Source organism: Actibacterium sp. 188UL27-1, assembly GCF_016901225.1.
Classification (GTDB): domain Bacteria; phylum Pseudomonadota; class Alphaproteobacteria; order Rhodobacterales; family Rhodobacteraceae; genus 188UL27-1.
In genome coordinates this window covers 17,681-43,432 of record NZ_JAFEUL010000007.1, presented here as the reverse complement: position 1 = coordinate 43,432, position 25,752 = coordinate 17,681, and the positions used below count along the sequence as shown (strand labels likewise).

26 protein-coding genes are annotated in these 25,752 nt (G+C 60.0%); 16 read left to right on the top strand and 10 right to left on the bottom strand.

What is annotated here, in order from left to right; all coding sequences use genetic code 11:
* The first annotated feature begins 122 nt into the window (after positions 1–122).
* From IU397_RS11030 to IU397_RS11000, 7 genes are read left to right on the top strand one after another with little or no spacing between them, the layout of a single operon-like run.
* Positions 123–1,001 carry an RNA polymerase factor sigma-32 gene (locus IU397_RS11030; protein WP_204413499.1) on the top strand — a complete coding sequence of 293 codons (879 nt, stop codon included), beginning with the start codon at positions 123–125 and terminating at the stop codon, positions 999–1,001.
* A complete protein-coding gene (locus tag IU397_RS11025) occupies positions 998–1,825 on the top strand; it encodes a ChaN family lipoprotein (RefSeq protein WP_370541657.1) in 828 nt (275 codons plus the stop codon). The genes IU397_RS11030 and IU397_RS11025 overlap by 4 nt, the downstream gene beginning before the upstream one ends.
* A 60-nt stretch (positions 1,826–1,885) precedes the next feature.
* Positions 1,886–2,353, top strand: a complete 468-nt coding sequence (locus IU397_RS11020; RefSeq protein WP_204413497.1) for a GNAT family N-acetyltransferase — start codon at positions 1,886–1,888, stop codon at positions 2,351–2,353.
* A 57-nt stretch (positions 2,354–2,410) separates the two neighbouring features.
* The gene (coaBC, locus tag IU397_RS11015; protein WP_204413489.1) at positions 2,411–3,616 is read left to right on the top strand and encodes a bifunctional phosphopantothenoylcysteine decarboxylase/phosphopantothenate--cysteine ligase CoaBC; all 1,206 of its coding nucleotides are present in this window, start codon (positions 2,411–2,413) and stop codon (positions 3,614–3,616) included.
* Entirely contained in the window at positions 3,613–4,080 is a 468-nt protein-coding gene (dut, locus tag IU397_RS11010) for a dUTP diphosphatase (protein WP_204413480.1), read from the top strand. The genes coaBC and dut overlap by 4 nt, the downstream gene beginning before the upstream one ends.
* Entirely contained in the window at positions 4,080–5,138 is a 1,059-nt protein-coding gene (locus IU397_RS11005) for a molybdopterin-synthase adenylyltransferase MoeB (RefSeq protein WP_204413479.1), read from the top strand. The genes dut and IU397_RS11005 overlap by 1 nt, the downstream gene beginning before the upstream one ends.
* Positions 5,139–5,192: 54 nt before the next feature.
* Positions 5,193–7,220: a M3 family metallopeptidase gene (locus tag IU397_RS11000; protein ID WP_204413478.1), complete on the top strand. Its 2,028-nt coding sequence runs from the start codon at positions 5,193–5,195 to the stop codon at positions 7,218–7,220.
* A gap of 100 nt (positions 7,221–7,320) precedes the next feature.
* Here IU397_RS11000 and IU397_RS10995 read toward each other — a convergent pair whose 3' ends face one another.
* Entirely contained in the window at positions 7,321–7,704 is a 384-nt protein-coding gene (locus IU397_RS10995; RefSeq protein ID WP_204413477.1) for a VOC family protein, read from the bottom strand.
* An 85-nt stretch (positions 7,705–7,789) separates the two neighbouring features.
* Between IU397_RS10995 and soxR the strand changes: the two genes are divergently transcribed.
* The gene (soxR, locus tag IU397_RS10990; protein ID WP_204413476.1) at positions 7,790–8,248 is read left to right on the top strand and encodes a redox-sensitive transcriptional activator SoxR; all 459 of its coding nucleotides are present in this window, start codon (positions 7,790–7,792) and stop codon (positions 8,246–8,248) included.
* Between the two features lie 2 nt (positions 8,249–8,250).
* On the opposite strand, the gene IU397_RS10985 is transcribed toward soxR, so the two are convergent.
* The gene (locus IU397_RS10985; RefSeq protein ID WP_204413474.1) at positions 8,251–8,790 is read right to left on the bottom strand and encodes an SH3 domain-containing protein; all 540 of its coding nucleotides are present in this window, start codon (positions 8,788–8,790) and stop codon (positions 8,251–8,253) included.
* A gap of 83 nt (positions 8,791–8,873) precedes the next feature.
* On the opposite strand from IU397_RS10985, the gene IU397_RS10980 reads away from it, so the two are divergent.
* The 4 genes from IU397_RS10980 to IU397_RS10965 all read left to right on the top strand — a co-directional run bounded on the left by IU397_RS10980 (position 8,874) and on the right by IU397_RS10965 (position 11,389).
* Positions 8,874–9,860: a D-glycerate dehydrogenase gene (locus IU397_RS10980; RefSeq protein ID WP_204413473.1), complete on the top strand. Its 987-nt coding sequence runs from the start codon at positions 8,874–8,876 to the stop codon at positions 9,858–9,860.
* 39 nt (positions 9,861–9,899) lie between these two features.
* Positions 9,900–10,568, top strand: a complete 669-nt coding sequence (locus IU397_RS10975) for a hypothetical protein (protein ID WP_204413472.1) — start codon at positions 9,900–9,902, stop codon at positions 10,566–10,568.
* 106 nt (positions 10,569–10,674) lie between these two features.
* Complete coding sequence (locus tag IU397_RS10970; RefSeq protein WP_204413471.1) at positions 10,675–10,875, top strand: CsbD family protein; 201 nt, start codon at positions 10,675–10,677, stop codon at positions 10,873–10,875.
* Position 10,876: 1 nt separating this feature from the next.
* Positions 10,877–11,389, top strand: coding sequence for a pyridoxamine 5'-phosphate oxidase family protein (locus tag IU397_RS10965; RefSeq protein WP_204413470.1), 513 nt, complete (start codon positions 10,877–10,879; stop codon positions 11,387–11,389).
* An 82-nt stretch (positions 11,390–11,471) separates the two neighbouring features.
* On the opposite strand, the gene IU397_RS10960 is transcribed toward IU397_RS10965, so the two are convergent.
* Entirely contained in the window at positions 11,472–12,104 is a 633-nt protein-coding gene (locus tag IU397_RS10960) for a hypothetical protein (RefSeq protein WP_204413465.1), read from the bottom strand.
* Positions 12,105–12,310: 206 nt separating this feature from the next.
* Between IU397_RS10960 and IU397_RS10955 the strand changes: the two genes are divergently transcribed.
* Complete coding sequence (locus IU397_RS10955) at positions 12,311–14,806, top strand: FAD-dependent oxidoreductase (protein ID WP_204413456.1); 2,496 nt, start codon at positions 12,311–12,313, stop codon at positions 14,804–14,806.
* A 270-nt stretch (positions 14,807–15,076) separates the two neighbouring features.
* Here IU397_RS10955 and IU397_RS10950 read toward each other — a convergent pair whose 3' ends face one another.
* From IU397_RS10950 to IU397_RS10920, 7 genes are all read right to left on the bottom strand, one after another.
* Positions 15,077–15,442: a hypothetical protein gene (locus IU397_RS10950; protein ID WP_204413454.1), complete on the bottom strand. Its 366-nt coding sequence runs from the start codon at positions 15,440–15,442 to the stop codon at positions 15,077–15,079.
* A 158-nt stretch (positions 15,443–15,600) separates the two neighbouring features.
* Positions 15,601–17,040, bottom strand: coding sequence for a phosphomannomutase/phosphoglucomutase (locus IU397_RS10945; RefSeq protein WP_204413772.1), 1,440 nt, complete (start codon positions 17,038–17,040; stop codon positions 15,601–15,603).
* A 75-nt stretch (positions 17,041–17,115) separates the two neighbouring features.
* Positions 17,116–17,949 carry a 3-deoxy-8-phosphooctulonate synthase gene (gene kdsA / locus IU397_RS10940; protein ID WP_204413452.1) on the bottom strand — a complete coding sequence of 278 codons (834 nt, stop codon included), beginning with the start codon at positions 17,947–17,949 and terminating at the stop codon, positions 17,116–17,118.
* Positions 17,950–18,036: 87 nt separating this feature from the next.
* Positions 18,037–19,227 carry a hypothetical protein gene (locus tag IU397_RS10935; protein WP_204413450.1) on the bottom strand — a complete coding sequence of 397 codons (1,191 nt, stop codon included), beginning with the start codon at positions 19,225–19,227 and terminating at the stop codon, positions 18,037–18,039.
* 183 nt (positions 19,228–19,410) lie between these two features.
* On the bottom strand, positions 19,411–20,658 hold the full coding sequence (locus tag IU397_RS10930) for a Na+/H+ antiporter NhaA (protein WP_204413446.1): 1,248 nt from the start codon (positions 20,656–20,658) through the stop codon (positions 19,411–19,413).
* 106 nt (positions 20,659–20,764) lie between these two features.
* Positions 20,765–21,799, bottom strand: a complete 1,035-nt coding sequence (locus IU397_RS10925; protein WP_204413444.1) for a permease — start codon at positions 21,797–21,799, stop codon at positions 20,765–20,767.
* Complete coding sequence (locus tag IU397_RS10920) at positions 21,792–22,127, bottom strand: helix-turn-helix transcriptional regulator (protein ID WP_204413441.1); 336 nt, start codon at positions 22,125–22,127, stop codon at positions 21,792–21,794. Before IU397_RS10920 ends, IU397_RS10925 begins: the two co-directional genes overlap by 8 nt.
* A gap of 195 nt (positions 22,128–22,322) precedes the next feature.
* Between IU397_RS10920 and IU397_RS10915 the strand changes: the two genes are divergently transcribed.
* The 3 genes from IU397_RS10915 (at position 22,323) to aspS (ending at position 25,752) form a co-directional block, all read left to right on the top strand.
* Positions 22,323–22,907 carry a uracil-DNA glycosylase family protein gene (locus tag IU397_RS10915; RefSeq protein WP_204413439.1) on the top strand — a complete coding sequence of 195 codons (585 nt, stop codon included), beginning with the start codon at positions 22,323–22,325 and terminating at the stop codon, positions 22,905–22,907.
* Positions 22,904–23,686 (top strand): SseB family protein, encoded by a 783-nt coding sequence (locus IU397_RS10910; RefSeq protein WP_204413436.1) that lies wholly within the window; start codon positions 22,904–22,906, stop codon positions 23,684–23,686. Before IU397_RS10915 ends, IU397_RS10910 begins: the two co-directional genes overlap by 4 nt.
* A gap of 143 nt (positions 23,687–23,829) precedes the next feature.
* On the top strand, positions 23,830–25,752 hold the full coding sequence (gene aspS / locus IU397_RS10905; protein WP_204413430.1) for an aspartate--tRNA ligase: 1,923 nt from the start codon (positions 23,830–23,832) through the stop codon (positions 25,750–25,752).

Sequence of the window (25,752 nt, the reverse complement as noted above, 5' to 3'; positions counted from 1 at the left end):
TCCGACAACGTCTTGGCCATATTTTTTGTGAACCAATCCCGATCACCCTGCGTAACAACAATATCAAACAGATTAACGGCCCGCACGCAATTGCGACACGGCCGCAACATCGGGAGACGCCCATGGCTTTGGATGGTACCTACGATCAGTCTTTGTCGCGACGGGCGATGCAGGCAGAGTTGCTTGACGCCGAGACAGAGTTGAAGCTGGCCTATGCTTGGCGGGATCATCGGGATGAGAAGGCGCTCCACCGGCTCGTAACAGCATATATGCGGTTGGCCATTTCGATGGCGTCCAAATTTAAGCGGTACGGCGCTCCGATGAACGACCTGATCCAGGAAGCCGGATTGGGATTGATGAAGGCAGCTGACAAATTTGACCCCGACCGCGGGGTCCGGTTCTCTACTTATGCCGTCTGGTGGATAAAGGCGTCGATCCAAGACTATGTGATGCGGAATTGGTCCATGGTGCGAACCGGATCAACCTCGTCTCAAAAATCGCTTTTCTTTAACATGCGACGTGTTCAAGCGCGGTTGGAGCGAGAGGCCGCGTCGGTGGGCGAGGAATTGGATGGTCACCAGCTGCGCCAGATGATTGCCACCGAGGTCGGCGTGCCTCTGCATGATGTTGAGATGATGGAAGGGCGCCTCTCTGGCTCCGACTATTCCCTGAATGCCACGCAATCGACCGAAGATGAAGGTCGCGAATGGATAGAGACGCTTGAGGATGACAGCGAACAAGCGGCTGAATTGGTCGAGCACGATCATGACATCGATACTTTGCGCGGTTGGTTGGTGAGCGCTATGACCCAGCTCAACGAGCGTGAGCGGTTCATCGTCAAGGAGCGTAAGTTGCGTGACGAACCACGCACCCTTGAGAGTCTTGGGAACGAACTTGGTCTCTCGAAAGAACGGGTGCGCCAACTTGAAGCGGCGGCTTTTGGCAAGATGCGCAAATCGCTAGAAGGGCAATCCCGCGAGGTTTTCGAATTTTTCGGGTGATCCGCGTCGCAATCTTCACCTTCTGGCTGGTCGGTGTGACTTCGGCTACCGCTGAAGTCACGATCTGCCAATCAGACGTTCCAGGCGAGGCACTTTTTAGCGCGGATGTGGTGTTGATAGGTGAGCAGCACGACAATCCTGCACATCACAACGTCCAAGCTTGCATTATCAGCGTCCGCCAGCCGGCAGCGCTGGTGTTTGAGATGATCAGCCCACCGAAGGCTAAGTCCCTGACGACCGAAGATCGCAGCAGCGAAGCCACTTTACGGTCAAAACTTGAATGGGATCAGTCGGGTTGGCCTGATTTTGCCATGTATTACCCTATTTTTGTGGCCGCTCCTCAGGCTAAGATATACGGGGCAGCTCTTCGTCGCGATGTGATGCGAGCCGCCGTTACAGATGGAGCCGCAGCGCAATTTGAAGGGGACGTGGTCCTTTTTGATCTCGACATGCCATTACTTCCCGATGAACAAATCGAACGCGAGCAAATGCAGTTCGACGCTCATTGCCAAGCCATGCCAAAGGAAATGATGGGTGGCATGGTTGAGGCGCAGCGCCTGCGCGATGCCGAACTCGCTCGGGTCACCCTGCAAGCATTAAAGGACACCGGCGGCCCGGTTATTGTGATCCTGGGCAATGGCCATGCGCGCACGGATTGGGGCGTGCCAGTTTATCTGCGGGCGGCTGACCCAACCATAAACATGATGTCCATCGGCCAGATCGAAGGAAGGCTGCTCGACAACCCGCCCTATGACGTGGCGCTAGCAGGCCCGGTGATGGCGCGGGACGATCCGTGCGCAGCTTTTACAGATCAAAAGGAATAGTCTGGCGGGTTGGGTTGAGCTGTCGTACCACATGGTATGGTTCCGAGCTCTGATCACCCGGTGCGGTCCGCGCAAATCGCGGACGCGCCCGAACTTGCGCGCATCTGGCACGACGCGTGGCATGATGCCCATGCGGGATTGGTGCCAGCTGCTCTTGTCTCTCAACGCTCACCGGATGAATTTCACCAGCGCATGGCCGAGCAACTGCCACAGCTTCGCGTCACTGGTCCCGTGGGCGCACTGGTCGGTCTTGTGAAGCTCATTGAAAACAAGGTGGACGATCTGTTCATAGACCGTCCTGCCCGGGGCACCGGTGCGGCCCAGGCCCTGCTAGCGGATGTAGAGGCATCGGTCAAAGCTGCCGGTCGCGATATGATCTGGCTTGTCTGCGCCATCGGAAATGATCGCGCTGCCAGGTTTTACGAAAAGTCCGGGTGGCACCGGGTCGGGGACGTCGTGATTGATCTGCAAACCACAGCCGGGCCCTTTTCCACCACGCTCTGGCGCTATGAAAAGCGGCTGTTTTGACCCGTTGCCCCTTTAGCACTGCCACATTACGGTGCCGGTGCAATCGGGGGGCTGACGATGGATACCGCGCTGACGGGCAAGCAAATTCTTCTGATCATCGGGGGTGGCATTGCGGCCTTCAAATCCCTTGATCTGATCCGTCGGTTGCGGGATCGCGGCGCCGGGGTAATGCCCGTCCTGACGCGCGCGGCGGAGGAGTTTGTGACACCCCTTTCGGCGTCTGCCCTGGCCGCGCAAAAGGTGTATCGGGATCTGTTTGACCTGACGGATGAGGCGGAGATGGGTCATATCGAGCTGAGCCGCGCCGCCGATCTGGTAGTAGTGGCACCCGCGACGGCGGATCTGATGGCCAAGATGGCGGGCGGTCATGCCGATGATCTCGCCTCGACCCTTTTGATGGCCACCGACAAGCGCGTGTTGATCGCGCCTGCCATGAATGTGCGCATGTGGGAACATCCTGCGTGCCAGCGCAACGCTGCTACCCTGCGGGGCGATGGCGTGATGTTTGCCGGGCCGGTCGAGGGCGCCATGGCCTGCGGAGAGTTTGGTCCAGGTCGCATGGCCGAGGTGCCTGAGATCATCGATGCCATCACCTCAGCCCTGTCCAACGGTCCCTTGGCAGGGCAGCACATCGTGGTTACCTCCGGCCCGACCCATGAACCGATTGACCCGGTGCGCTATATCGCCAACCGATCCTCCGGGGCGCAGGGCACGGCGATTGCATCCGCCTTGGCCGGTTTGGGGGGCAAGGTCAGTTTCATCACTGGCCCTGCGGAAATGCCCCCGCCCGGGGGTGTCCACGTCATCCCGGTGCAAACGGCACGCGACATGCAGGAGGCTGTCATCCAGGCGCTTCCTGCCGATGCGGCAGTCTTTACAGCCGCCGTTGCGGATTGGCGGGTGGCGGCCCAGGCTGATACAAAGATGAAGAAGAACGGTAACGCGCTGCCCGACCTGAAACTGACCGAAAACCCGGACATTCTGGCCGGGGTGGCCCAGATGACACAGGGGCGGCCGCGGCTGGTTGTCGGGTTCGCGGCGGAAACCCATGACGTGTTGGATCATGCAGCGGCGAAACGTCAGCGCAAGGGGTGCGACTGGATCGTGGCCAATGATGTGTCCGCCGGAACCGGCATCATGGGCGGTGCGGAAAATGAGGTTACCCTGATTACTGACGCAGGCCCCGAACACTGGCCCAGGATGGAGAAAACCGCCGTTGCCCGCCAGCTTGCCCAACGCATCGCGGATGCCCTGGCGACATGAGCGTTACGATCCCCATGGCCTGGAGCGACGCCGCTGATCCGGATCTGGGACTGCCCAAATATGCCACCGCGGGCGCGGCAGGGGCGGATCTGCGTGTGAATTTCCCGCCAGCGCAGCGGGCTCTTGGCATTTGGATCCAACCGCAGGCTATTCAATCGCTCCCGACCGGCCTGAGATTTGAGATTCCGGCAGGATATGAGGTGCAGCTGCGTCCCCGATCCGGCCTGGCCTTGAAACAAGGGCTGACGCTGCCCAATAGCCCCGCCACGATCGATGCCGATTACCGCGGCCAGGTCATGGTCATCCTGCAAAATCTGGGCGCCAAACCGGTTCATATCCGCCATGGCGACCGTATCGCGCAGATGATCGTTGCTCCGGTAATCCAGGTGACGTTCCAGGTGGTGGAAATCCTCTCGCAGACGAAGCGTGGCACGGGCGGCCACGGCTCCACCGGGCGGGCCTGATGCTGTTGGTTGGCGTCATGGGCGGCGCGATCTGGGGCATCGGGCATTTGATGGATATGCCGACCAAGGCGCGTTGGAGCATGATCTGGCTGTTGCTTGTGGCGGTGTTGATGGCGCAGGTCGTGCTACCTGCCGATAATCCCCTGCGCACTGCAACGGGTGGATCTGCGGCACCTTGGCTGATCTTGATTGCCTTTGGCGCCGTTATTGCCGGGTATCGCCAATTGCTTGGTTATCTGCGCGTGCGGGCGGACGGGGACGTGGCTGTGGAGACGCCGCGCCCGGAAGCTTTTTCCGAGACGGAGTTGGATCGTTATGCCCGCCACATCATCCTGCGGGAGATCGGCGGAACCGGACAGAAACGCCTGCGTGATGCGCGGATCCTTGTCATCGGGGCGGGCGGTTTGGGCGCGCCAGCATTGATGTATCTCGCCGGTGCTGGCGTGGGCACGATCGGTTTGATTGACGACGATACGGTGGAGAATGCGAACCTTCAGCGTCAGATCATCCATTCCGATGCGCGGATCGGCATGCCAAAGGTCTTTTCCGCGGAAACTGCGATGAAGGCGCTCAATCCCTTTGTCACTGTTCGCCCGTACAACCGCCGCCTGACCGATGAGATCGCGGATGATCTTTTTGCCGACTACGATCTGGTCTTGGACGGAACCGATAATTTCGCGACTCGCTACCGCGCCAACGCGGCCGCGGTCCGCGCCGGGCGACCGCTGATTTCCGGCGCATTGACCCAGTGGGAAGGGCAGATCAGTGTCTTTGATCCCGCCCACGGCGCGCCGTGTTATCAATGTATTTTTCCGGAATCGCCCGCAGATGGCCTGGCCCCGAGTTGCGCGGAGGCTGGCGTCTTGGGCCCTCTGCCCGGTGTCATTGGGGCGATGATGGCGGTCGAGGCAGTCAAGTTGATCACAGGTGCAGGTACCCTGATGCGGGGAGAGATGTTAATCTACGACGCGCTTTATGGCGAGACCCGCAAAATCGGGATCCAGAGTAACCCGACTTGCCCGGTCTGTGGCGCGGGTCAAAAGGCGGCAGTGGTTTAATCGACTGGCAGCCGCCAACGGGCAGCGCTACCTTGCTGTGAAAGGAGCCTCGTCATGACCAATCCGCTGCTTGCCCCCTGGACCGCCCCATTTGAATTGCCCCCTTTCGCCGACATTGAAGACACCCATTTCGAACCGGCCTTCGAGACGGCCTTGGCCCAGGCAGAGGCCGATGTCTCGGCCATCGTGAACAATTCGGAAACGCCGACTTTCGCCAACACCATTGAAGCGTTGGAAACCTATGGCCGTGACCTGAACCGCGTGCTTTCGGTGTTCTACACGATGTCGGGCACGGACAGTAATCCGGAGCGGGAACGGATGCAGCGCGATTTCTCGCCCCGTCTGTCGGCCTTTAGCTCGGATCTGGTGCTGAACCCGACCCTTTTTGCGCGGATCAAAACGGTTTGGGATCAACGCAACGATCTGGATCTGACCGACCAAGGCAAGCGTTTGCTAGAGTTGACACACCGCAATTTCGTGCGCGCGGGCGCCGAACTCGATGAAGCCGGGCGCGTGCGTTTGAAAGAGCTGAACGGACGGTTGGCAGAGCTTGGCACAGCATTTGGTCAGAACCTGCTGGCTGATGAACGCGATTGGGTCATGCCGCTGTCTGAGGAGGATCTGACCGGCCTACCTGATTTTGTCATTGATGCGGCCCGCTCTGCCGGAGAGGAGAAAGGCGCCGATGGTCCCGTCGTGACCCTGTCACGTTCGCTTATTGCGCCCTTCCTGCAATTCTCACCGCGCCGGGATCTGCGTGAGAAAGCCTACCGCGCCTGGACGTCCCGCGGTGCCAATGGCGGGAAGACCGATAACCGCGCGATGACGGCCGAGATGCTGAAGTTGCGTGCCGAACGGGCTGATTTGCTGGGGTATGACAACTTCGCAGCGTACAAGCTGGAAACCGAGATGGCGAAGACGCCCGAAGCCGTGCGCGACCTGCTGATGGCCGTGTGGGAGCCCGCCAAGGCCCGCGCGGAACAGGACGGCACGGTGCTGGAGACCATGTTGGTGGCCGATGGTTTGCCTGCCCCGTTGGAGGCTTGGGATTGGCGCTATTACGCGGAAAAGCGGCGCCTGGCCGAGCATGATCTGGATGAGGCCGAGATGAAGCCGTATTTCCAGCTCGACCAGATGATCGAGGCCGCGTTTCATTGCGCCAAGCGGCTGTTTAATTTGGATGTCAAACCGCTCGATGCCGTTGGCAACCATCCCGATGTGCGTTTATGGGAGGTCAGTCGCGATGGCGAACATATGGCCGTTTTCATGGGCGACTATTTCGCGCGATCCGGTAAGCGGTCGGGGGCGTGGTGCAGTGCGCTCCGGTCGCAGCAGCGCTTGCTTGGCGATATCCGGCCCCATGTCGTCAATGTGTGCAACTTCGCCAAACCGCCTGCCGGGCAGCCTGCGCTGTTGAGCTACGACGATGCGCGAACCCTATTCCATGAATTTGGCCATGCTTTGCACCAGATGCTGAGCGATGTGACCTATGAAGAGATCTCGGGCACCTCTGTCCCGCGTGATTTCGTGGAATTGCCGAGCCAGCTTTATGAACACTGGCTGGAAGTGCCTGAGGTGCTGCAAAAATTTGCGACCCATGCCGAAACCGGTGAGCCGATGCCGCCTGAGATGTTGCAGCGTGTCCTGGATGCCGCGAATTTCGATATGGGGTTCCAGACGGTGGAATACGTGGCTTCGGCCTTGGTGGATCTGGAATTTCATGACGGGCCACCCCCTGCCGATCCGATGCAGAAACAGGCCGAGATCCTGGGGCATTTGGGGATGCCGCACGCCATCGGGATGCGCCATGCCACGCCGCATTTCGCCCATGTGTTTTCGGGCGGATATTATGCCGCGGCCTATTACAGTTATATGTGGTCTGAGGTCATGGATGCCGATGCGTTTGCCGCGTTCGAGGAAGCTGGCAGTGCCTTTGACCCGGAGACTGCCGAGAAGTTGGAGCGCCATATCCTGTCGACCGGCGGATCGGTTGAGCCCGATATCCTGTACAAACAGTTCCGCGGTCGTTTGCCCGGGGTCGAGGCCTTGTTGAAGGGCAGGGGGCTGGACAAAGCTGCGTAAACCCCTTCCCTCGGTCTCGTCCCCCTCCCTCAATCCCTCCCCCTCATGAGGGGGAGGGAGGCGCCGGAAGTCAGGGCAGCGCTTTGGCGGGATCGCGCGGTTATGTGTAGCTGATCACCTCGATCTCGATCCCGTCATGGCTGTCGAAATAGAACCGGCGGCCAGGCTCATAGTTGCCATGGGCGTGGGGGGTGTAGCCTGCGGTTTTCAGGCGGTGTTCCATCGCGTCCAAGTCTTGGACCACGACGCCGATATGGTTCAGCCCGCCGCGGGTTGTATGGGTGATGCCGCCATCCCCGACCTGAGCGGCGGGGGTGTAGATGGCCAGATATGTATGATCCTCGCCAACATAGACGGTGTGGCCGTTATCCTTGGCCTCCCCTTCCCACCGGATTTTCCAGTCGAAGATCGAGCAAAGCTCCGCTGCGGTGGTCTTGGCATCCGGGACGGTGATATTGGCATGTTCCAATCTTGCTTGTGTCATGGGTCCGCTCCTTCGATTGCGTTTGAACGATTGCCGGTCTAATTTCTAAACCTCACTTTAGGTCAAGCTATTTCTGGGAGGATATATGCCGCTGCAACAAGAGTTGAGCATCGGTCAGGTGGCGCGCCGTACGGGGCTGGCCGTATCAGCCATCCGGTATTATGACGCAAAGGGGCTGATCTGTTCCAACCGCAATGCCGGTGGACAGCGGCGGTTTGAACGGTCGATGATCCGGCGGTTGGCGTTCATTCAGATCGCCCAGCAGTTTGGGTTTACCCTTGAACAGATCCAGATGGAGTTGGCCGCCTTGCCCCGGGGCCGTACGCCGAATGAGGCGGATTGGGTGCGGATCGGCACGGGCATGCGGGCCGAGCTTGACCGCCAGATCGCAACCCTGACCCGCCTAAGGGACAATCTGGACGGGTGCATCGGCTGCGGTTGCCTGTCGTTGAAACGCTGTGCGCTCTACAATGCCAAGGACACCGCCGGCGAAAAGGGTGCCGGGCCGCGCTATCTGATGGGAGATCGGCCCGAGGGGGTTTGAAGTTACTTGCGCAACTCGTCTGGTGCGACGCCCCATAGTGCTGTTTTGCTGACCCAGCCGCGTTGACGACCCGCGGTGATCCGGCACCAGTCAGGCAGGCACTTGCCCAGCCGCGCCACCACGCCCAGCTCTGCCTGGGCCGTCGTCGGGGCATCAATGTCGGGTTTGGCACGCATCGGCACCATATCCTGTTCGATCAAAACGGTGCGCACGCCGGAAATTAGGGAATAGTGCATCCAGCCGCCCGCCCCTTCGCGGTCGCGCACCCGGCGCCAGTGGCCAAATTCCGCCGTCACCTCAAGCGGCATGGCACGCCGGGTGAAGACCCAGTCGATCCGGTGGGTCAGGGAGGGCCCGCGCCGCGCATTGCCTTCGACGGCTTTCAGCGACACGAAGCGGGGCAAAGGCAGATTTGTCACAGGCCCGCGCTGATCAGCCACGCTGGTCTGCGCGGCCAATAGGATGCAAAGGCCTGTTAACGCTGATAAAAGCCGTGTTTGACCGACGTGTGAACTGCGCCACTTGGAAAAAAGTCTGCTCATGATCCCGGGTGCGCTTGTGCGCTTTGGTGTTTGTGCGCAATGTGCCAAAGCAGGGCGATTTAGGAAAGCGAAGGGAGAGGTCCATGCCGTCTGAACGGCTTAGTGTTGTCGTAACGCGACGGTTGCCCGAAGTGGTAGAGACCCGCCTGAAGGAGCTTTTTGACGCCGAACTGCGCGAGGACGACGCGCCGATGTCGCGCGACGATATCGGGGCCGCCATGCGCCGGGCCGATGTTCTGGTGCCGACGGTGACCGACCAGGTCGATGCAGGGCTGATCGGGCAGGCGGGGGATAGGTTGAAGTTGATTGCCTGTTTTGGTGCCGGCATCGACAATATCGATGTTGCCACGGCTCGGCAGCGTGGCATCCTGGTCAGCAATACGCCAGATGTGGTCACGGATGACACGGCCGATATGGTGCTGGCTCTGATCCTGAGCGTCACCCGCAAGATCCCAGAGGGCCTGTCGGTCATGCAAGCAGGCAGTTGGCAAGGCTGGGCGCCCACTGCGTTTCTGGGCGGGCGCGTTGCCGGACGTCGCCTTGGCATCCTGGGAATGGGCCGCATCGGGCAGGCTGTAGCCCGCCGGGCCCAGGCGTTTGGCATGCAGATCCATTACCATAACCGTAAACGCCTGCGCCCCGAGGTTGAGGAGCAGTTAGAGGCGACCTACTGGGAAAGTCTGGACCAGATGGTCAGCCGCATGGATGTGGTCAGCGTGAATTGCCCCCACACGCCCTCCACCTTTCACCTGATGAATGCCCGCCGCCTGAAGCTGATGAAGCCCGATGCGGTGATCGTAAACACATCCCGCGGGGAGGTGATCGACGAAAACGCCCTGACCCGGATGCTGAGGGCCGGAGAGTTGGGAGGCGCGGGCCTTGACGTTTATGAACATGGGTTCAAGGTGAATCCGCGCCTGCGCGAGATGCCGAATGTCGTCTTGCTGCCGCATATGGGCTCTGCCACGCAGGAGGGCCGGGTTGAGATGGGCGAAAAGGTCATCATCAATATCAAGACCTATCAGGACGGTCATCGCCCGCCCGATTTGATCGTCCCCTCCATGTTATAGGTGCAGCTTCTGTTGCCATTAGGTTTTTTAGTGTGTCGTATGTCGGTCGTGTTGCTGACGGTGCTGCTGCTGAGCGCTTGCGGCAGGCCGCTCTCTGTCAATGAACGCGCTTTCGCGACCGAGGTTTTTGGCCCAACCCTGGATGTGGATCGCGTTCGTGTTGCCCAAAGTTTCAACCCACGCCCCGTTGATCCGGTCCAACCGGCGGCGACGGAACCGCTGTCCCGCCAACCCGGCATCTGTGACCGCATTGCCCCAAGGACAGAGAAACCGCCGCCTGCAGCCTGGGCCATTCGCAATCAGGTCCACTTTTCCCGCAACTTTTATTTGACCGACATCATGGAAGGGTGGCCCCGGCAAGTGCTGATGCCGCAATCCCTGATCCTGCTCCACGAGCTGGTCCATGTCTGGCAGTGGCAGAACCGCGAAACTACGGGATATCGCCCCATTCGTGCAGTGTTTGAAGGGGTCTTTCAACGCGACCCTTATTTCTATCAAGCGGGCGATCCCGAAGCCTTCCTGGACCGCGGATATGAAGAACAGGCCGCCCTGCTGGAAGATTACATGTGCTACGCCATCTTCGATCCGGGCAATCCACGCCGCAGCCTTATCCGCCCGATCATCAGTGGCACCTTCCGTGTTGACCGGATCGACCAGATATTTGACCAAACACCTGAACCTGACATTCTGGGCGTCGCCGTGCCCTGACCGGACACGCACCGCGACCCGTCCCGTTTTTTGTTGAGATTTTCGGGAACCATCCCCCCTCCCATCCGTTCCTTCTCTAGACGTAAACAGCAGACAGGAGATCGTTATGAATTGGGATCAAGTACAAGGAAACTGGAAGCAATTCACCGGCAAGGCCAAAGAAAACTGGGGCAAGCTGACCGATGATGAGTTGCAGCAAGCCGAAGGCGACCGCGAGCAGCTCGAAGGGTTGATCCAAGCGAAATACGGCAAGACCAAAGAAGAGGCCCGCGATGAGGTGGATGACTGGATGAAAAAGGCCAGCTGACATGGCCGACACGGACCGCACAGATCGCGACGCCAAGGGTCAGTTGTTCGACCAGCTTGATGACATCCATGCTGGTATGTTGGGTGTCATCGGGTCGGGGCAACACTATCAACCCATGGCGCCGTATATGGATCGCGATGCGGGCCAGATCTGGTTCATCACCTCGCGTGAGACAGACTTGGCCCATGCTGCAAATGTCGGCGCCGATGCTCATTTCAACGTGACAGGCAAGGATCATGACTATCACGCCTGTCTAAAGGGCACCCTACGACCCGTCGTAAATCCGGCCAAACTGGATGAGGTGTGGTCGCGCGTCGCAGCTGCATTTTTCGATGGCGGCAAGGATGATCCGAACATCCTGTTGCTTTGCCTCGATCTGCAAGACGCTGCGATCTGGTCTTCGACCGGCAGTGGCGTCGTTTTTGCCTTGGAAATCCTGCGCGCCAATCTGAGCGAAACCCACCGCCCGGATATCGGCACTCACCGTGTGGTGTCCTGGGATAAAGCGGCCTGACCGGTCACGCCCCAACGCGTCAAAGATGGCCCCGTCCCCTGCGAATTGATACGGCGGACGGGGCCTTTTCGTCTGCGCTCGACTAAGGCGAAACAGGCCAGCTCTGCGGTACCGGTGCGCCCGGTTTCCCCAGCAAGGCCAGGTAATGCTTCATCTTATGCCGCAGCCCAAGTTCCATCTGTGCAAGTCGCAATGTCGCCGTCCGTCCCAGCGTCGAAAAGGCCAGTAACTTTGACGGAACTTTGCAAACCGGATCGTCGCTTCGCTTTATGTTGAGTATGTGATGCGCTCCCGGAAACGCCCGGGCATCGCGTTTCGGCTGGGGGGATGCAAAGGCGATGACCGGTATATCTAGGCTCGCTTCCACAATCTGGGCCGAGGCCGCGCCCAGCGAATGGCCAATCAAAAGCTGCGGGTTCTTATCCTTCATCCAGTCATCCAGTACCTCAGCATGCTCCGGAAAACCGCCATGCCAGCGAATGCCTGACGCGCCGGGCCGCGTGGCTGTCCCGGCAAACCGCAAGGTCCACCGGTCAAACTTGAAGTTGAACCGCTGCCAGTCTCGCAAATCATTTGTGCCGGGCACAACGACGATACCCTTGGTCAGCAGATAGGTCTCAACCCCGCGCGCCACATGTTTGTCTCGCACCCGCAACCCCTGCGCGTTCGGATTGTACTCCATTTGCATGATCTTCGCAGCCTTCATCAAATGCATGAAGGTCCCTCCTGAAATGACATATGTCTAAATTTCAATTGCACCAGTTCAGTCAGCGTGCCGCACGGTTTGCGATCCGACAACAGGGAAGTGGTCTGGGTGACGAATGCGCGCGCGTCGGTTTCGGAATAATATCGGTCGGCTGAACCTGTCCCGACCCCGGCACATCCGGCACAGTATCGGGAAAACGGTCGGGAGTCGGGACAATGAAAACCCACGTAAAAGCATTAGTGATCGGCGGCGGCGCTGTCGGCACCGGCATCGCCTACCACCTGGGAAAGGCGGGCTGGGATACGATGCTGTTGGAGCGGGACGAGCTGACCTCAGGCTCCACCTGGCACGCCGCCGGTCTGCTCCCCTACTTCAACATGTCCTACGCCACGACCCATATCCACGACTATTCCATCAAGTTCTACAAAACGCTGGAGGAGGAGACCGGCCTAAACCCCGGCTTTTCGGTCGTCGGCAACCTCCGCATGGCGCAGACCCAGGCCCGCATGGACGAATACATGCTCTATGCCAGCACGGCCGAAACTTGCGGCGTCCCCTATGAATGGCTGACGCCGGCCCAGATCAAAGACCGCTACCCGCTGGTTCGCACCGAGGATCTGAAAGGCGCCATCCTCCACCCCACCGATGGCTATATCAACCCCGCCGATGTCACCCAGGCCATGGCCAAAGGCGCCCGCAATCACGGCGTGACCATCGAACGGCGCTGGCAGGCCGACGCCTATTGCTGGACCGGGTCCGAATGGCAGGTCACCTGCACAAAGATGGTCGAACAGGGCGGCAACCTTATCCCGTCCGACGAACAGGTTATCATCACCGCCGAACATGTCGTCACCGCCACCGGCAACCATGCCCAACGTACGGCCCGCCTGCTGGGCATCAAAAGCCCCGCCATCCCGGTCGAGCACCAGTATATCGTTACCGAACCCGATCCGGCGTTGCAGGAATGGCGCAAGAACAACCCTGAACACCCTGTCCTTCGCGACGCCGACGCCAAATGGTACGTGCGGGAGGAGCGCGGCGGCTGGATCCTAGGGCCTTACGAGCACGGCGCCCCCGCCCGGTTCGAATATGGCTGCCCCGACAGTTTCCGCGCCGACCTCTTCCCCCTCGACCTCGACCGGATCGAAGCGGAATACATGTCCATGATCCACCGCATTCCGTCCTCGGAAACCGCCGGTCTCAAAGACGACTTCAACGGCCCCATCTGCTACACGCCCGACGGCAACCCCCTCGTTGGCCCCGCGCCGGGCCTGCAAAACATGTGGCTGGCAGAGGGGTTCAGCTTTGGCATCACCGCCGCGGGCGGCACCGGGCATTACCTCGCACAGCTCATGACCGAAGGCGAGGCCGAGATCGACATGGCCTCCCTTGATCCCAAACGCTACGGCGATTGGATCACCACCGAATACGCGATGCGCAAGAACGAAGAATGCTATGCCCACGTCTTCATCCTCCACCACCCGGACGAAGAACGCCCCGCCTGCCGCCCCCTGAAAACCGCGCCCGCCTATGACCGGCAGAAAGCGCTGGGTGCCCAATTCGGCCAGGTCAACGGTTGGGAGCGGCCTAACTATTACGGCTCCCTCGATGCCCCCGACAGCTTCGACCACGACGCCCGCAGCTTCCGCCGCGGCGATTGGTGGCGATATGCAGTGGCAGAGGCCAAGGCCATCCGCGAAAATGTCGGCCTGATCGACGCCACCGCCTTCGCCAAGCACCACATCAGCGGGCCGGGTGCCACCGCCTTCCTCGACTGGTTCACCTGCAACAAGCTGCCCAAGGTGGGGCGCATCAACCTGACCTACGCGCTCACCTCCCACGGCACCACGCGCACCGAATACACGATCGTGCGCGAGGCCGAAAACGAATACTACCTCGTCTCCGCCGGGGCCTGGCACGCCTATGACCAGGACAACCTCTACAAGGCGATCTGGGAAACCGAAGACCGCTTCGGCCGTATCAACGAACAGGACGTGACCAGCCAATGGGGCGTCTTCGCCATCGCTGGCCCGAAATCTCGTGAAGTCCTGGCCAGCCTCATCCGCGACCCCGATCCCGCCACGGCCCTATCGAACAAGCGCTTCCCCTGGCTGTCGGTCCGCAATATCGAGCTTGGCATGTGCCCGGTCAAAGCCATCCGCGTCGCCTATACCGGAGAGCTGGGGTGGGAGCTTCACCACCCGATGGAGATGCAGACCTACCTCTGGGACCGTCTCATGGAGGCCGGCGCGCCGCATGGCCTCAAACCCGTCGGCGCCCGCGCCCAGAACTGGCTGCGGCAAGAGAAAAGCTACCGTGCCTTCGGGACCGAGCTTGGCCGCGACGCCACACCCCTAGAGGCCGGCCTCGACCGCTTCGTCGACCTCACCAAGGACTTCCACGGCAAAGAGGCGATGGAGCGTACCGGCATCCGTTCCAAATGCGTCACCCTCCTGATCGATGGCCCCCCAGACGCCGACCCCTGGGGCCGCGAAGCCCTGTATGCGGGGGAAGAGCGCATCGGCCGCCTCACCTCCGGCGGCTACTCCGTCCATTTCGGCAAAAGCATCGCCATGGGCTATGTCACGCCCCAGCACGCTGCACCCGGCACCAAACTCCAAGTCAAACTCCAAAACCAACTCTGGCCCGCAGAAGTGGTCGAAGACAGCCCCTACGACCCCCAAAACCAAACCATCCGCAAAGACGGGTAGGGTGGGCAAGTTGCCCACCGCGCCGCAAAGGTGGGCAGATTGCCCACCCTACGCCTGATTTCGACGGATCAAGCCGCTCAACCTGGCGTGCTGCTCAGCGGCCTAGCGCGGAGTCAAGGCCGAAGGCCGCCGCGCCATCGCCGGGCCGCCCCCCGGTCCGGCGATCCTTCAAAGCCAGCGCACCGCTTCAGCTTGACGGCCAAACTCAGCCATATAGTGCCGGTCTAGACTTGAATGTATACTCGAACACTGGGGCCAATCCGTTGTAACTCAATCAATACGTTGGACATCGACGCGCAATTCAGACAAATCTAATCCTTTTGTTATCATTATGGCATCCAGCCTCTTAAAATAAGAAAGAAATTTGGCGGGCTCGATGCGAAATTCGACGCCTCTAACGTCTTTCGGTTTTTCTTCAAATGCACCTTTGTTTACAAAATATACGGTGATGAATATCTCCGATACATCATGCCCTTGATTTTCGCCAATGTTCAGTTTGTAAGCCGCAACTATTTCATGATCTCGGATATAGTTTTTGCTTTCTAGATAATCTACGAAGCGATTGCTATCGGATCTATCTGCTGCGATAGTTCCTTGTAAATCATTATACTGAGTGCCTGCTTGAAAGGTATTCATTGGCTTTATTTCTCCTCACCTACCAGCTGAATATATAGCAAGAAGTGGTTCCGTGAAAGTATAAAAGAGAACAGCAGATATCATTAGTTAGCATATAAAAAACTAAGGCGGGCAAATTGCCCGCCTATCGTTTATAGAATTGCCCACCCTATGCCAGTTTAAATCGTCTGATCGTACTCACCGACCGATGGCTCGGTGCGGATGACTGCGTCGATGTCGGTGAAGATGGCGCGCATTTCGGCGTCGTTTTCGGGGCTTTCGCAGACCACCACCAGATTCGGCGTGTTGGAGCTGGCGCGGACAAGGCCCCAGGCGCCATTGTCCAGGATCACCCGGGCCCCGTTCACCGTGACCACCTGTTTGATGGAGCGACCGGCCAGGGTCTCTCCGGCGTCGTGTTTCGCCACCAGCTTGTCGACCAGGCGGGCAAGGACGTCGTATTTCTCGGTATCGGCGCAATAGGGCGACATGGTGGGGGTCGAGAAAGTCTTGGGCAGGGCCTTGCGCAGGTCCGACATCTTCATATCGGGGTTGCGGTCCATCAGCTTGCAGATTTCAACCGCCACCCGCATGCCGCAATCGTAACCACGGCCCACGGGCTCGGCCAGGAAGTAATGGCCCGACTTCTCGAACCCCGCCAGCGCGCCCAGTTCCTTGACCCGGCGCTTCATGTGACTGTGCCCGGTCTTCCAGTAATCCGCTGTCACACCATTGGCCTGTAACTCCGGGTCACTGGCAAACAGCCCCGTCGATTTCACATCCGCCACAAAGGTCGAATTCGGATAGATCTTCGACAGATCCCGCGCCATGATGACCCCGACCTTGTCGGCAAAGATCTCCTCGCCCTCATCGTCTACCACTCCACAGCGATCGCCATCCCCGTCAAAGCCCAACGCGAAATCAGCCCCCGACGCTTTCACGCTGCCCGCCATGTCGTGCAGCATCTCCATCGCCTCTGGGTTCGGGTTGTAATGCGGGAAGGTGTAGTCCAACTCGTTATGGGATGGCACGACCTCCACCCCGATCCGCTCGAAAATCGCAGGCGCGAACGCACTGGCTGTCCCGTTGCCGGTGGCGCAGACGACCTTCAACTTGCGCGACATTTTGAAATCACCGCATAAATCGTCGATATAGGCCTCCATCACGCCATCCACGAATTCGTAGCTGCCGCCATCGCGGGTCTCGCTCCGGCCCTCCAGAACGATATCGCGCAGCTCACCCATCTCGTCAGGGCCGTGGGTCAGGGGCCGGTCAAAGCCCATCTTCACGCCCGTCCAGCCGTTCGGGTTGTGCGAGGCCGTGACCATCGCCACCGCAGGCACATCCAGGTGGAATTGGCTAAAATAGGCCATTGGGCTCAACGCTGGGCCAATGTCCTTAACCTGGATCCCCGCCCGCATCAGCCCCAGGATCAGGGCGTTCTTGATCGACAGCGAATAGTCGCGATAGTCGTTGCCCACCGCAATCACCGGATCAATCCCGCGCTTGTGCATCTGCGTGCCCAGACCTAGCCCCAGGGCCGTGATGCCCGGCAGGTTGATCGCGTCTGGGTACTTCCAGCGGGCATCATATTCACGAAACCCTGTGGGCGTGATCATCGCATCACGCAGAAAGGCCCAGGTGTTTTGGTCAACGGTCGGTTGGGGGGTGGTCAAAGGGATTCTCCCGGAATTTCAAACTCTAGCTGGCGCCTCTTTAGCCAAAGCGTCAAAGGCCATCAATTGGCGGATCAGGGCGGGCATCTGATCAAGCGGGATCATGTTCGGCCCATCACTCGGGGCCGTATCGGGCGTGGGGTGCGTTTCGATAAACACCGCTGCGATGCCCAAACTGACGGCAGCCCGGGCCATAACCGGCGCAAATTCACGCTGCCCGCCGCTGGATCCGCCTTGCCCGCCCGGTTGCTGCACGGAATGGGTCGCATCCATCACCACCGGATAGCCCGTCGCGGCCATCTGGGGCAGGGCGCGCATGTCAGCGACCAGCGTGTTATAGCCAAAGGATGTGCCGCGCTCGGTCAGCAGGATCTGGTCATTGCCGGTGCTGGCGACCTTGGCTGCCACATGCGCCATGTCCCACGGGGCCAGGAACTGCCCTTTCTTGATGTTCACCACCGCGCCGGTTTCCCCCGCAGCGAGCAACAGATCTGTCTGGCGGCACAGAAAGGCGGGGATTTGCAGCACATCCACGGCCTGGGCCACCTGGGCGCAATCACCTGGCAAATGTACATCGGTCAGAACGGGGCAACCCACCTCTGCCCGGATAGTGGCCAGCGCCTCTAGCCCCGCTTCAATCCCCATGCCGCGCATGCCGGAAAGAGAGGTGCGGTTGGCCTTGTCGTAACTCGCCTTGAACACGTAACCCGCCCCGGCTTCGGCACAGGCGGCGGCCATGGTTCGCGCAATCTCCAGTGCATGGTCCAGGGTTTCAAGCTGGCAAGGGCCCGCGATGATGGTCAGGGGGCGGTCATTTCCAAGGGTCAGGTCACCTATTGCCACATCGCGCATGCTGTCCTCCTGCCGTGGGTCGGTCAGGATGTATCAGGCACCATGGGAAAACCCCAGCGCCCATTCCTCGTGGAGGTCAAAGGGGGACTAGGCACGCTGGCGCAGGCTAGGGATCCCGCGCGCAGTTACCATATAGAGGCCGCCGAAGATTAGGAAAGCCAGCACACTGGATTGCGCCACCCGGGCGGGACCGGACCATGCGCGCACGACTGGTTGCAGACCAACCGACAGACACAAATGCTCGCGCAAGGCGGCCCGGCGTTGCTGTTCCAGCGCGATGACGGCGGTGTGAAGGGCCATGCTGTCTTGGCGCAGGTCGGTTTCGGCCATCTTCAGGATCGGATTGCGCGCCGTGACCTCATCGGGCCAGTCCGGCCGCAGGTCCGCGATCACGTTCTGCATGTTCGTGATAGAGAGTTTGTTGGGGTCCAGCCCAATCTCATCTGCGGCATCCATCTCCCCAAACAGCGGTGCGCTGAGGTTGCGGGTCACCTGATCAGTGCCTGCCGGTTCAAACTGTTTGCGTACAAAATCCAGACGCGCCCGGCTGGCCACGATCCGGTGGCGGGCCTGTTGATAGGTGTGCAAGGCGTCGCGGGTCAGGTCCGCGCGGCGCTCCGCCGTGAGTAATCTGACGTAGCTGCGTGCATAATCGACCAGCTGTTCTGACATCTGCAGCGCGCTTTCGGGATCAACCCCGCGGACCTGCACCTGAATCAGGCCAGTCTCCGGATCGCTTGAGATGCTCACCCGCCGCGTGTAGGCGCGATGCCGCCCGGCTTCCGACAGATCGCCGCGCAGCCGGTTTAGCGGATCAACATGGCCTTGGCTCCAATGGCCATGGAAATCCGTATCCACATCGAGGCGCCGTCGTGTAGCGCGCGATTGCAGATGCGCCTTGACGAGGTCAATGTCCTGATCGAGCGCCCTATGCGCCGTCTGCAGCGTCTCATGATCTGGTGGTGCCTGCTCGATCTGTTGTAGCATGAAATCGGTCGTCGCCGTGTAGAGCGGTGTTGCAATGACCGCCATGTACCAGGCTACGATGGCGGTCGGAACCAGGACAACAGCGGCAAACCGCACGGCGGACATAAGCGCCCGTTTCCGGCGATATCGTACATATTGGGCATATCGCGCAGCCGTGTCCTGCCCAGACGGTTCATCTGCCGAAACCGCCAGCAGCGGCAAATGTCGTGCTGATTTGCGCGCGACATTGTGGGCGGCGTATCCCTTTCGGGCTGCCGTCACCTTGGGCCGTATGCCCTTATCACCAGCCATGGCGCGGCTCGCCTGGCTGCCTAAATCGGATAGCCCCGGAATCGTTTATGGGGCCCCGAACCAGAATACCGGTTCGAGCCCCACAGCCCATTAACACTGAAAACACGGCGAAAACCCTTCGTTTTCACAAACCCCCGATACTATCGATAGGCCGTTAAGGTTAACAAAGTGTTTCCAAATGCGTCAGGCGTCTTGCTTTTGCACTCCGGTCACCCGTCCCGCGATGATCGAGATAACGGCAGCGGCAAAGCTAAAGAGCGCGCCCATTTTCGCCGCATCCTGCACCGGGCCCGCATCAAAGGCGACGGTGGCGATGAACAGCGACACGGTGAACCCGATCGCCGCCACACAACCGATCACGAACAGATCGACCGTGCGCATGCCCGCCGGCAGGCCCAGCCCCATGGGCCCGGCAGCCAGCCAGCCAAAGAACAGCACGCCCGCCGGTTTGCCGATGATCAGCCCCGCCAGCACCAGCCATGTGGCATCGCCGATGGAAGACAGCTCAACCCCCGCATTCAGCAAGCCAAAGAAGAACAGGACGATCTGCACGGGCACTTGCAGCGCATGCTCCATCTTGTTCAACAGGTCCGTCAGATATTTTTCAGCCTCGGCAAAAATCCCAAAGGCGCGTTCGCAATGGGGAATCGTTGGCACGATAGGCAACAGGCCAAGCGCAGGGTGTAAGCCGCTTTGCTGAAACCCGTACCAGCTGAGGCACCCGGCCAGGGCATAGGGCCAAAAAGATAGCTTTTCACGGACCCAAGTGGAGTTCCGGCGCAACTGATCGCCCCGGTCCATCCGCCGCGGCAACCAGTTGGCCAGCACGTAAACCGCAATCGCCGCGCCAGCAGACAACAGTAACCAGACCGGCGCCAAGGCTCCGCTGGGATAGAACACCGCCAGAATGATCAGCCCCGCCGCATCATCGGCAATCGCCAGCAACAGCAGGAACCGCACCGCAGGGTGACCCGCGCCAAAGACGATCCGCCCAATGAGGTAGGAAAACGCAATATCCGTGGCCGTCGGGATCGCCCAACCATTGGCTACCGCGTTGAACGTGGTGCTGCCAAAGATCGCTGCCAGGCCCAGATAAACACTTATCGGGCCGACCATGCCGCCAACCGTGGCCACCAACGGGGTCGCGGCCTTCTTGCCACGCAAGGAGCCGTTCTTCAGGATCACGGCTTCCCATACTTCCTTGGCCGCTATGGCAAAAAACAGCGCCATCAGGACGTCATTCACCAGGTAATGCAGTGTCAGGGTGCGATGCCCATCATGCAGATGGCCGATGAAAAAATCTTCGATCAGCACCAGATCGTGGAACGCCTTGTAACTGTCGTGGGCAACATTCGCCCAGATCAGCGCGATCAGCGCGCCTGCAATCAACAGCAAAGAATAATTGTTGATGAAATTCCAGACGCGATACATGGACAGCCCCCGCTTGTTATGAGGCCCATTCCTGACGCTTTGGCGCAGACAACGCAAGCCCGGCCATGACTTAGCCGGGCTTGATAATGCTCAGATGTAGCAACGCTCAGGCGATGGCGCCCCAGATCAATCCAGCGATCAAAGCCCCGATGAAGGCAAAGCCGATATATCCGGCAAAGACCCGGGGTTTGACCAGCGCCCAGACCGCGATCGCGGCCGGGATACAGCTGACCCCGCCTGCAATGACAAAGCTCATGGCGGCGCCATTGCTCATGCCCTGATCCAGCAGGCCGTCCAGCAAACCCACCGCGGCATAACCGTTCAAGTAGGCTGGCATCCCGACCAAGGCGCCCATCAGAACTGGCCCGATCCCTTCGCCACCCAGGGCCTGTGCGATCCATTCGGCGGGCACATAAGTCAGCATCAACGCCTCGAACAGATAGGCGACAAGCAGCCATTTCAGCAGGAACAGCCCGTTCTCGACAACGGCGTCCTTGAACACGATCCGACGCTCCACATCGGGCCAGAATTTCCAGACCGGCTTGCCTTCAAAAGATCTTTTGGCGCCGCATCCGCAGCCACCACTGGCCTGGGGGCGCAGCGGGTCCGCGAATAGGGCCGACCCGGACAGCATCCGCGTGCCAAACCCGCCCAACAGGCCCAAACCTACAGCGGCAAAAACCTTGGCAATGGCAAAGGACCAGCCCAACTCGCCCGCAGTGATGAAAAACATGGCTGGATCCATCAGCGGTGATGCCAGCCAAAAGGCCATCACAGCCCCCAAAGGTGCGCCAACAGCCAGCAAGGCCGCGATGAACGGGATCACCTCACATGAACAAAAGGGCGACAACCCGCCCAACAAGGCCGCGGCGATGATCATCCGGGTCTGATTGCCTTCAAACGCGCGGGCCAGCAATGTCTCGGCCCCGGTCGCCTTCATGTAGCCCACGGCCAGTACCGCAAACACGATGAAGGGCAGCGTGTGCAAAAACGCCCCCGCCGCAAAGGTCACCGTGGGCCAGGCTTGCGGCGGATCAAGGACCAGCACCGCCAGCGGGATGGCAATGATCACCATCCAAACCTTGCTCAGCCGCTTCCACAGGCCGGGGATCGAGGGGAGGGATTGCGTCAGTTCAGCCATGGTCATGCTCCTCGCACGGCGTGTCGGTATCGGCGCAGCATTCCTGCACCAGAAAAGCACTCAGCGCGGTGATCTGGTCATAGGCGACCGCCGCACAGATAATCGAGCGACCAGCCCGGGTCTGGGTCACCAACCCGGCCTGCGTCAGAATTTTTAGATGGTGGGTCAACGTCGATCCTGTGATCCCCGACCGCTCCCCCAGCGTCCCGATGCTGGTGCCATCCGGTCCGGCCCGCACCAGCATGCGCAGAACCGAAAGGCGCTGTTCCGATCCAAGGGCGGCAAAGGTCGATGCCGCCTCTTCCAGCGGCAAGGTGTGTTCGGTCATTCTGGTCGTCTGTTCCATAATTCTAGAATTATCGAAATGAACTGAGTTGGCAAGGATTATTTCGACAAACATCGAAATATTAATTCGAGACCCAAAGATGAACGCGGGCTTACGGCAGCGCGCGGCGCGTATGTATGGGATGTGCATGGAATGTGTATCGGTTGTGCATCCCCTGTGACGGGCTAAAACAACGCGATGGATGTGCGCCAAGATCTCGCCCGTTGTACTCTCTGTGCCGACCGGTTTGCCGCGACCGCAACCGCCCATGAGCCGCGCCCGGTCGTCTGGTTTCAGCCCGGTGCCCGCCTTCTGATCGCCAGCCAAGCCCCGGGCCTGCGGGTCCATCAGGCGCAAACGCCCTTTTGGGACGCGTCTGGTAAGCGTCTGCGGGACTGGATGGGTGTCGATGAAGACACATTCTATGATCGCTCTCGCATCGCCATCGTGCCCATGGCGTTCTGTTTCCCGGGCTATGACGCAAAGGGATCGGACCTGCCCCCGCCCAAGATCTGCGCCCAAACGTGGCGTGCTCAAATTATTGAAAGCCTTGATAAAATTCAGCTTACACTGCTGGTCGGTGGCCATGCGCAAAGCTGGCATATCACCGGCAAACAGTCGGTGACAGCGCGGGTGCAGAACTGGCGCGACCACGCCCCGCGTGTCTTTCCCTTGCCCCATCCGTCTTGGCGCAATACCGCGTGGCTCAAGAAAAATCCGTGGTTCGAAGAGGACCTGCTGCCGACCCTTCGCAGCCAAATCGCCAAGGTATTGAAACCATGACAGAAACGCCGCTCGATCAAGCCCATGCCGCGATGGAGGCTGCCGCCGACAATGACGCGGCACGCCTGCGGTTTTATGAGCGCCTGGCTGACAGTGAGTTGTTTTTGCTGTTGGAATCCGAACCCGACGGCGACCAGATCACCCCAAAGATCTTCCCGCTTGATGATGGCCCGGTGGTTTTGGCCTTTGACCGCCCCGAACGCCTGACAGCCTTCACAGACGGCCCCGCTCCCTATGCTGCCATGTCGGGCCGATCCCTCTGTAACCTCTTGAACGGAAACAACATATCATTGGGCGTCAATCTCGAAGTCGCCCCCTCCGCCATCCTGATCCCGGCAGATGCCCTCACGTGGCTCTCCGAAACGCTCGACACGGCGCCAGAGGAAACCCAGGCCACCCCGACCGAGATCTCGCCCCCATCAACACTCCCGGATGTGGTCATCGCCGCGCTCGACACAAAACTTGCCACGGCGCGCGGCTTGGCCCACAGTGCGTACCTCGCCCAGATCCGTTACGAAACCGGCCAACAGACCCACCTTTTGGCCTTCATCGATCCCGTCCCCGGCGCAGAGGATGCACTGGCCCAGGCTGTGTCCGAGGCGCTGACCTTCTCGGGCGTTGAGGCCGGCCAGCTTGACGTAGCGTTCTTCCGCGCCTCCGATCCCATAACCGCCAAGCTCGCCCGCCATGGCCTGCGTTTCGATTTGCCAAAGGCCGAAACCATTACCGGCCTCACGCCTCCTGGTATGGATCCCGACAATCCGCCAATCCTGCGATAGGTCGCGTAAGATATTGAATAGGTTGAATTAAAATTGCGCAGCTTCGGTGGGCGGCATCGTGCACCATGCATCCGCGCCTTGACTTCCACAGCCCGCGGATGTCTATCGCCGCGAACATCAGCACCTAACGGATTGAGCCCGCCATGCATGCCTATCGCAGCCAGACCTGCGCCGACCTGAACAGCGCCTATGTGGGCCAAACCGTGCGCCTGTCGGGGTGGGTCCACCGGGTGCGCGACCATGGTGGGCTGCTGTTCATCGATCTACGCGACCACTACGGCACCACGCAGCTTTTGGCCGATCCCGACAGCCCGGTTTTCGCCGAGGTTGAAAAGGTCCGGTCCGAATGGTGCATCCGCATAGACGGAGAGGTGAAGGCCCGCGACGAAAGCCTTGTAAACCCAAAGATTCCTACCGGCGAGATCGAGGTTTTCATCCGCGACCTCGAAGTCCTGGGTGCCGCCGATGAGTTGCCCCTGATGGTGTTCGGCGACCAAGAATACCCCGAGGAAACGCGCCTGCGCTACCGGTTCCTCGATCTACGCCGCGAAAAGCTCCAGAAAAACATCACGTTACGCAGCGACGTTGTGGCTTCGATGCGCCGCCGCATGTGGGATATCGGGTTTCGCGAATACCAGACGCCGATCATCACCGCGTCCAGCCCCGAAGGTGCGCGCGACTTCCTGGTGCCCTCCCGCCTGCATCCCGGCAAGTTCTACGCGCTGCCCCAGGCGCCGCAGCAATTCAAACAGCTCATCATGATGTCGGGCTTCGACAAATATTTCCAGATCGCGCCCTGTTTCCGGGATGAAGACCCGCGCGCCGACCGGTCCCCGACAGACTTCTACCAACTCGACATGGAAATGAGTTTTGTTGAGCAACAGGATGTTTTCGATACGATCCAGCCCGTTCTGACCGGTGTTTTCGAGGAGTTTGGCAGCGGCAAAAAAGTCGATACCGACTGGCCGCAGATCAGCTATCGCGACGCCGCGTTATGGTACGGCACCGACAAGCCCGACCTGCGGAACCCTATTAAAATGCAAGTGGTCAGTGACCACTTTCGCGATTCCGGCTTTGCGATTTTCGCAAAGCTGTTGCAGCAGGAGGGGACCGAGATCCGGGCCATTCCCGCGCCGAAGGGTGGCAGCCGCAAGTTCTGCGACCGCATGAACGCCTTTGCCCAGAAAGAGGGCCTGCCCGGAATGGGCTACATCTTTTGGCGGGAATTGGCCGCCGATGGCCTGACTAAGATCGAAACCGACCTTGACGGTGTACCCACCGGTGGTGGATTTGGTTTTCCCGATGATGCAGCCAAAGATCCAGAACTTCTAAAGCAGATCAATCAGCTTGGTGCTTGGTATGATCCTGACCATGACCGATGGTTCGAAGCGGCGGGGCCGCTGGCCAAGAATATTGGGCCGGAGCGGACAGAGGCGATCCGGCAGCAACTTGGGCTGGGCGTTGGTGATGCCGCGTTTTTCCTGGGCGGTAAGCCTGCGCAGTTTGAGACGGTCGCGGGTAAGGCGCGAGTGACGATCGGGGAGGAGTTGGGCCTGACCGACCTGGACCGCTTTGCCTTTGCCTGGATCGTGGATTTCCCAATCTATGAGCGCGATGAAGAGACAGGCGCCATCGATTTCGAACACAATCCGTTCTCCATGCCCCAGGGGGGGATGGCGGCACTGGATGGCGATCCGCTTGAGGTGCTTGGATACCAGTATGACCTGGCCTGCAACGGCTACGAGTTGGTTTCGGGCGCAATCCGGAACCACCGGCCAGAGATCATGTTCAAGGCGTTCGAGATTGCAGGCTATCCCGCTGAGGAGGTGGAAAACCGTTTTGGCGGCATGGTCAACGCGTTCAAATACGGCGCGCCGCCCCATGGCGGCTGTGCGGCGGGGATCGATCGGATCGTGATGCTGCTGGCGGAAGAGGCCAATATCCGCGAGGTCATCATGTTCCCGATGAACCAGCGGGCCGAGGATCTGATGATGGGCGCCCCGTCCGAACCGCTGAACGAGCAGCTGCGCGAACTGTCGCTCCGCGTCATCGACCCCGAGGGTTAG

Bases quoted from the DNA above. Each gene is read 5' to 3' on its own strand.
- coaBC (WP_204413489.1), top strand. From the start codon at position 2,411: ATGGATACCGCGCTGACGGGCAAGCAAATTCTTCTGATCATCGGGGGT.
- soxR (WP_204413476.1), top strand. From the start codon at position 7,790: ATGCCGCTGCAACAAGAGTTGAGCATCGGTCAGGTGGCGCGCCGTACG.
- IU397_RS10950 (WP_204413454.1), bottom strand. From the start codon at position 15,442: ATGAATACCTTTCAAGCAGGCACTCAGTATAATGATTTACAAGGAACT.
- IU397_RS10985 (WP_204413474.1), bottom strand. From the start codon at position 8,790: ATGAGCAGACTTTTTTCCAAGTGGCGCAGTTCACACGTCGGTCAAACA.
- IU397_RS11005 (WP_204413479.1), top strand. From the start codon at position 4,080: ATGCTGTTGGTTGGCGTCATGGGCGGCGCGATCTGGGGCATCGGGCAT.
- IU397_RS10980 (WP_204413473.1), top strand. From the start codon at position 8,874: ATGCCGTCTGAACGGCTTAGTGTTGTCGTAACGCGACGGTTGCCCGAA.
- IU397_RS10915 (WP_204413439.1), top strand. From the start codon at position 22,323: ATGGATGTGCGCCAAGATCTCGCCCGTTGTACTCTCTGTGCCGACCGG.
- IU397_RS10945 (WP_204413772.1), bottom strand. From the start codon at position 17,040: ATGATCACGCCCACAGGGTTTCGTGAATATGATGCCCGCTGGAAGTAC.
- IU397_RS11030 (WP_204413499.1), top strand. From the start codon at position 123: ATGGCTTTGGATGGTACCTACGATCAGTCTTTGTCGCGACGGGCGATG.
- aspS (WP_204413430.1), top strand. From the start codon at position 23,830: ATGCATGCCTATCGCAGCCAGACCTGCGCCGACCTGAACAGCGCCTAT.
- IU397_RS10965 (WP_204413470.1), top strand. From the start codon at position 10,877: ATGGCCGACACGGACCGCACAGATCGCGACGCCAAGGGTCAGTTGTTC.
- kdsA (WP_204413452.1), bottom strand. From the start codon at position 17,949: ATGCGCGATGTGGCAATAGGTGACCTGACCCTTGGAAATGACCGCCCC.
- IU397_RS10935 (WP_204413450.1), bottom strand. From the start codon at position 19,227: ATGGCTGGTGATAAGGGCATACGGCCCAAGGTGACGGCAGCCCGAAAG.
- IU397_RS10970 (WP_204413471.1), top strand. From the start codon at position 10,675: ATGAATTGGGATCAAGTACAAGGAAACTGGAAGCAATTCACCGGCAAG.
- IU397_RS11000 (WP_204413478.1), top strand. From the start codon at position 5,193: ATGACCAATCCGCTGCTTGCCCCCTGGACCGCCCCATTTGAATTGCCC.
- IU397_RS10925 (WP_204413444.1), bottom strand. From the start codon at position 21,799: ATGGCTGAACTGACGCAATCCCTCCCCTCGATCCCCGGCCTGTGGAAG.
- IU397_RS10955 (WP_204413456.1), top strand. From the start codon at position 12,311: ATGAAAACCCACGTAAAAGCATTAGTGATCGGCGGCGGCGCTGTCGGC.
- dut (WP_204413480.1), top strand. From the start codon at position 3,613: ATGAGCGTTACGATCCCCATGGCCTGGAGCGACGCCGCTGATCCGGAT.
- IU397_RS10920 (WP_204413441.1), bottom strand. From the start codon at position 22,127: ATGACCGAACACACCTTGCCGCTGGAAGAGGCGGCATCGACCTTTGCC.
- IU397_RS10960 (WP_204413465.1), bottom strand. From the start codon at position 12,104: ATGCATTTGATGAAGGCTGCGAAGATCATGCAAATGGAGTACAATCCG.
- IU397_RS10975 (WP_204413472.1), top strand. From the start codon at position 9,900: ATGTCGGTCGTGTTGCTGACGGTGCTGCTGCTGAGCGCTTGCGGCAGG.
- IU397_RS10995 (WP_204413477.1), bottom strand. From the start codon at position 7,704: ATGACACAAGCAAGATTGGAACATGCCAATATCACCGTCCCGGATGCC.
- IU397_RS10930 (WP_204413446.1), bottom strand. From the start codon at position 20,658: ATGTATCGCGTCTGGAATTTCATCAACAATTATTCTTTGCTGTTGATT.
- IU397_RS10910 (WP_204413436.1), top strand. From the start codon at position 22,904: ATGACAGAAACGCCGCTCGATCAAGCCCATGCCGCGATGGAGGCTGCC.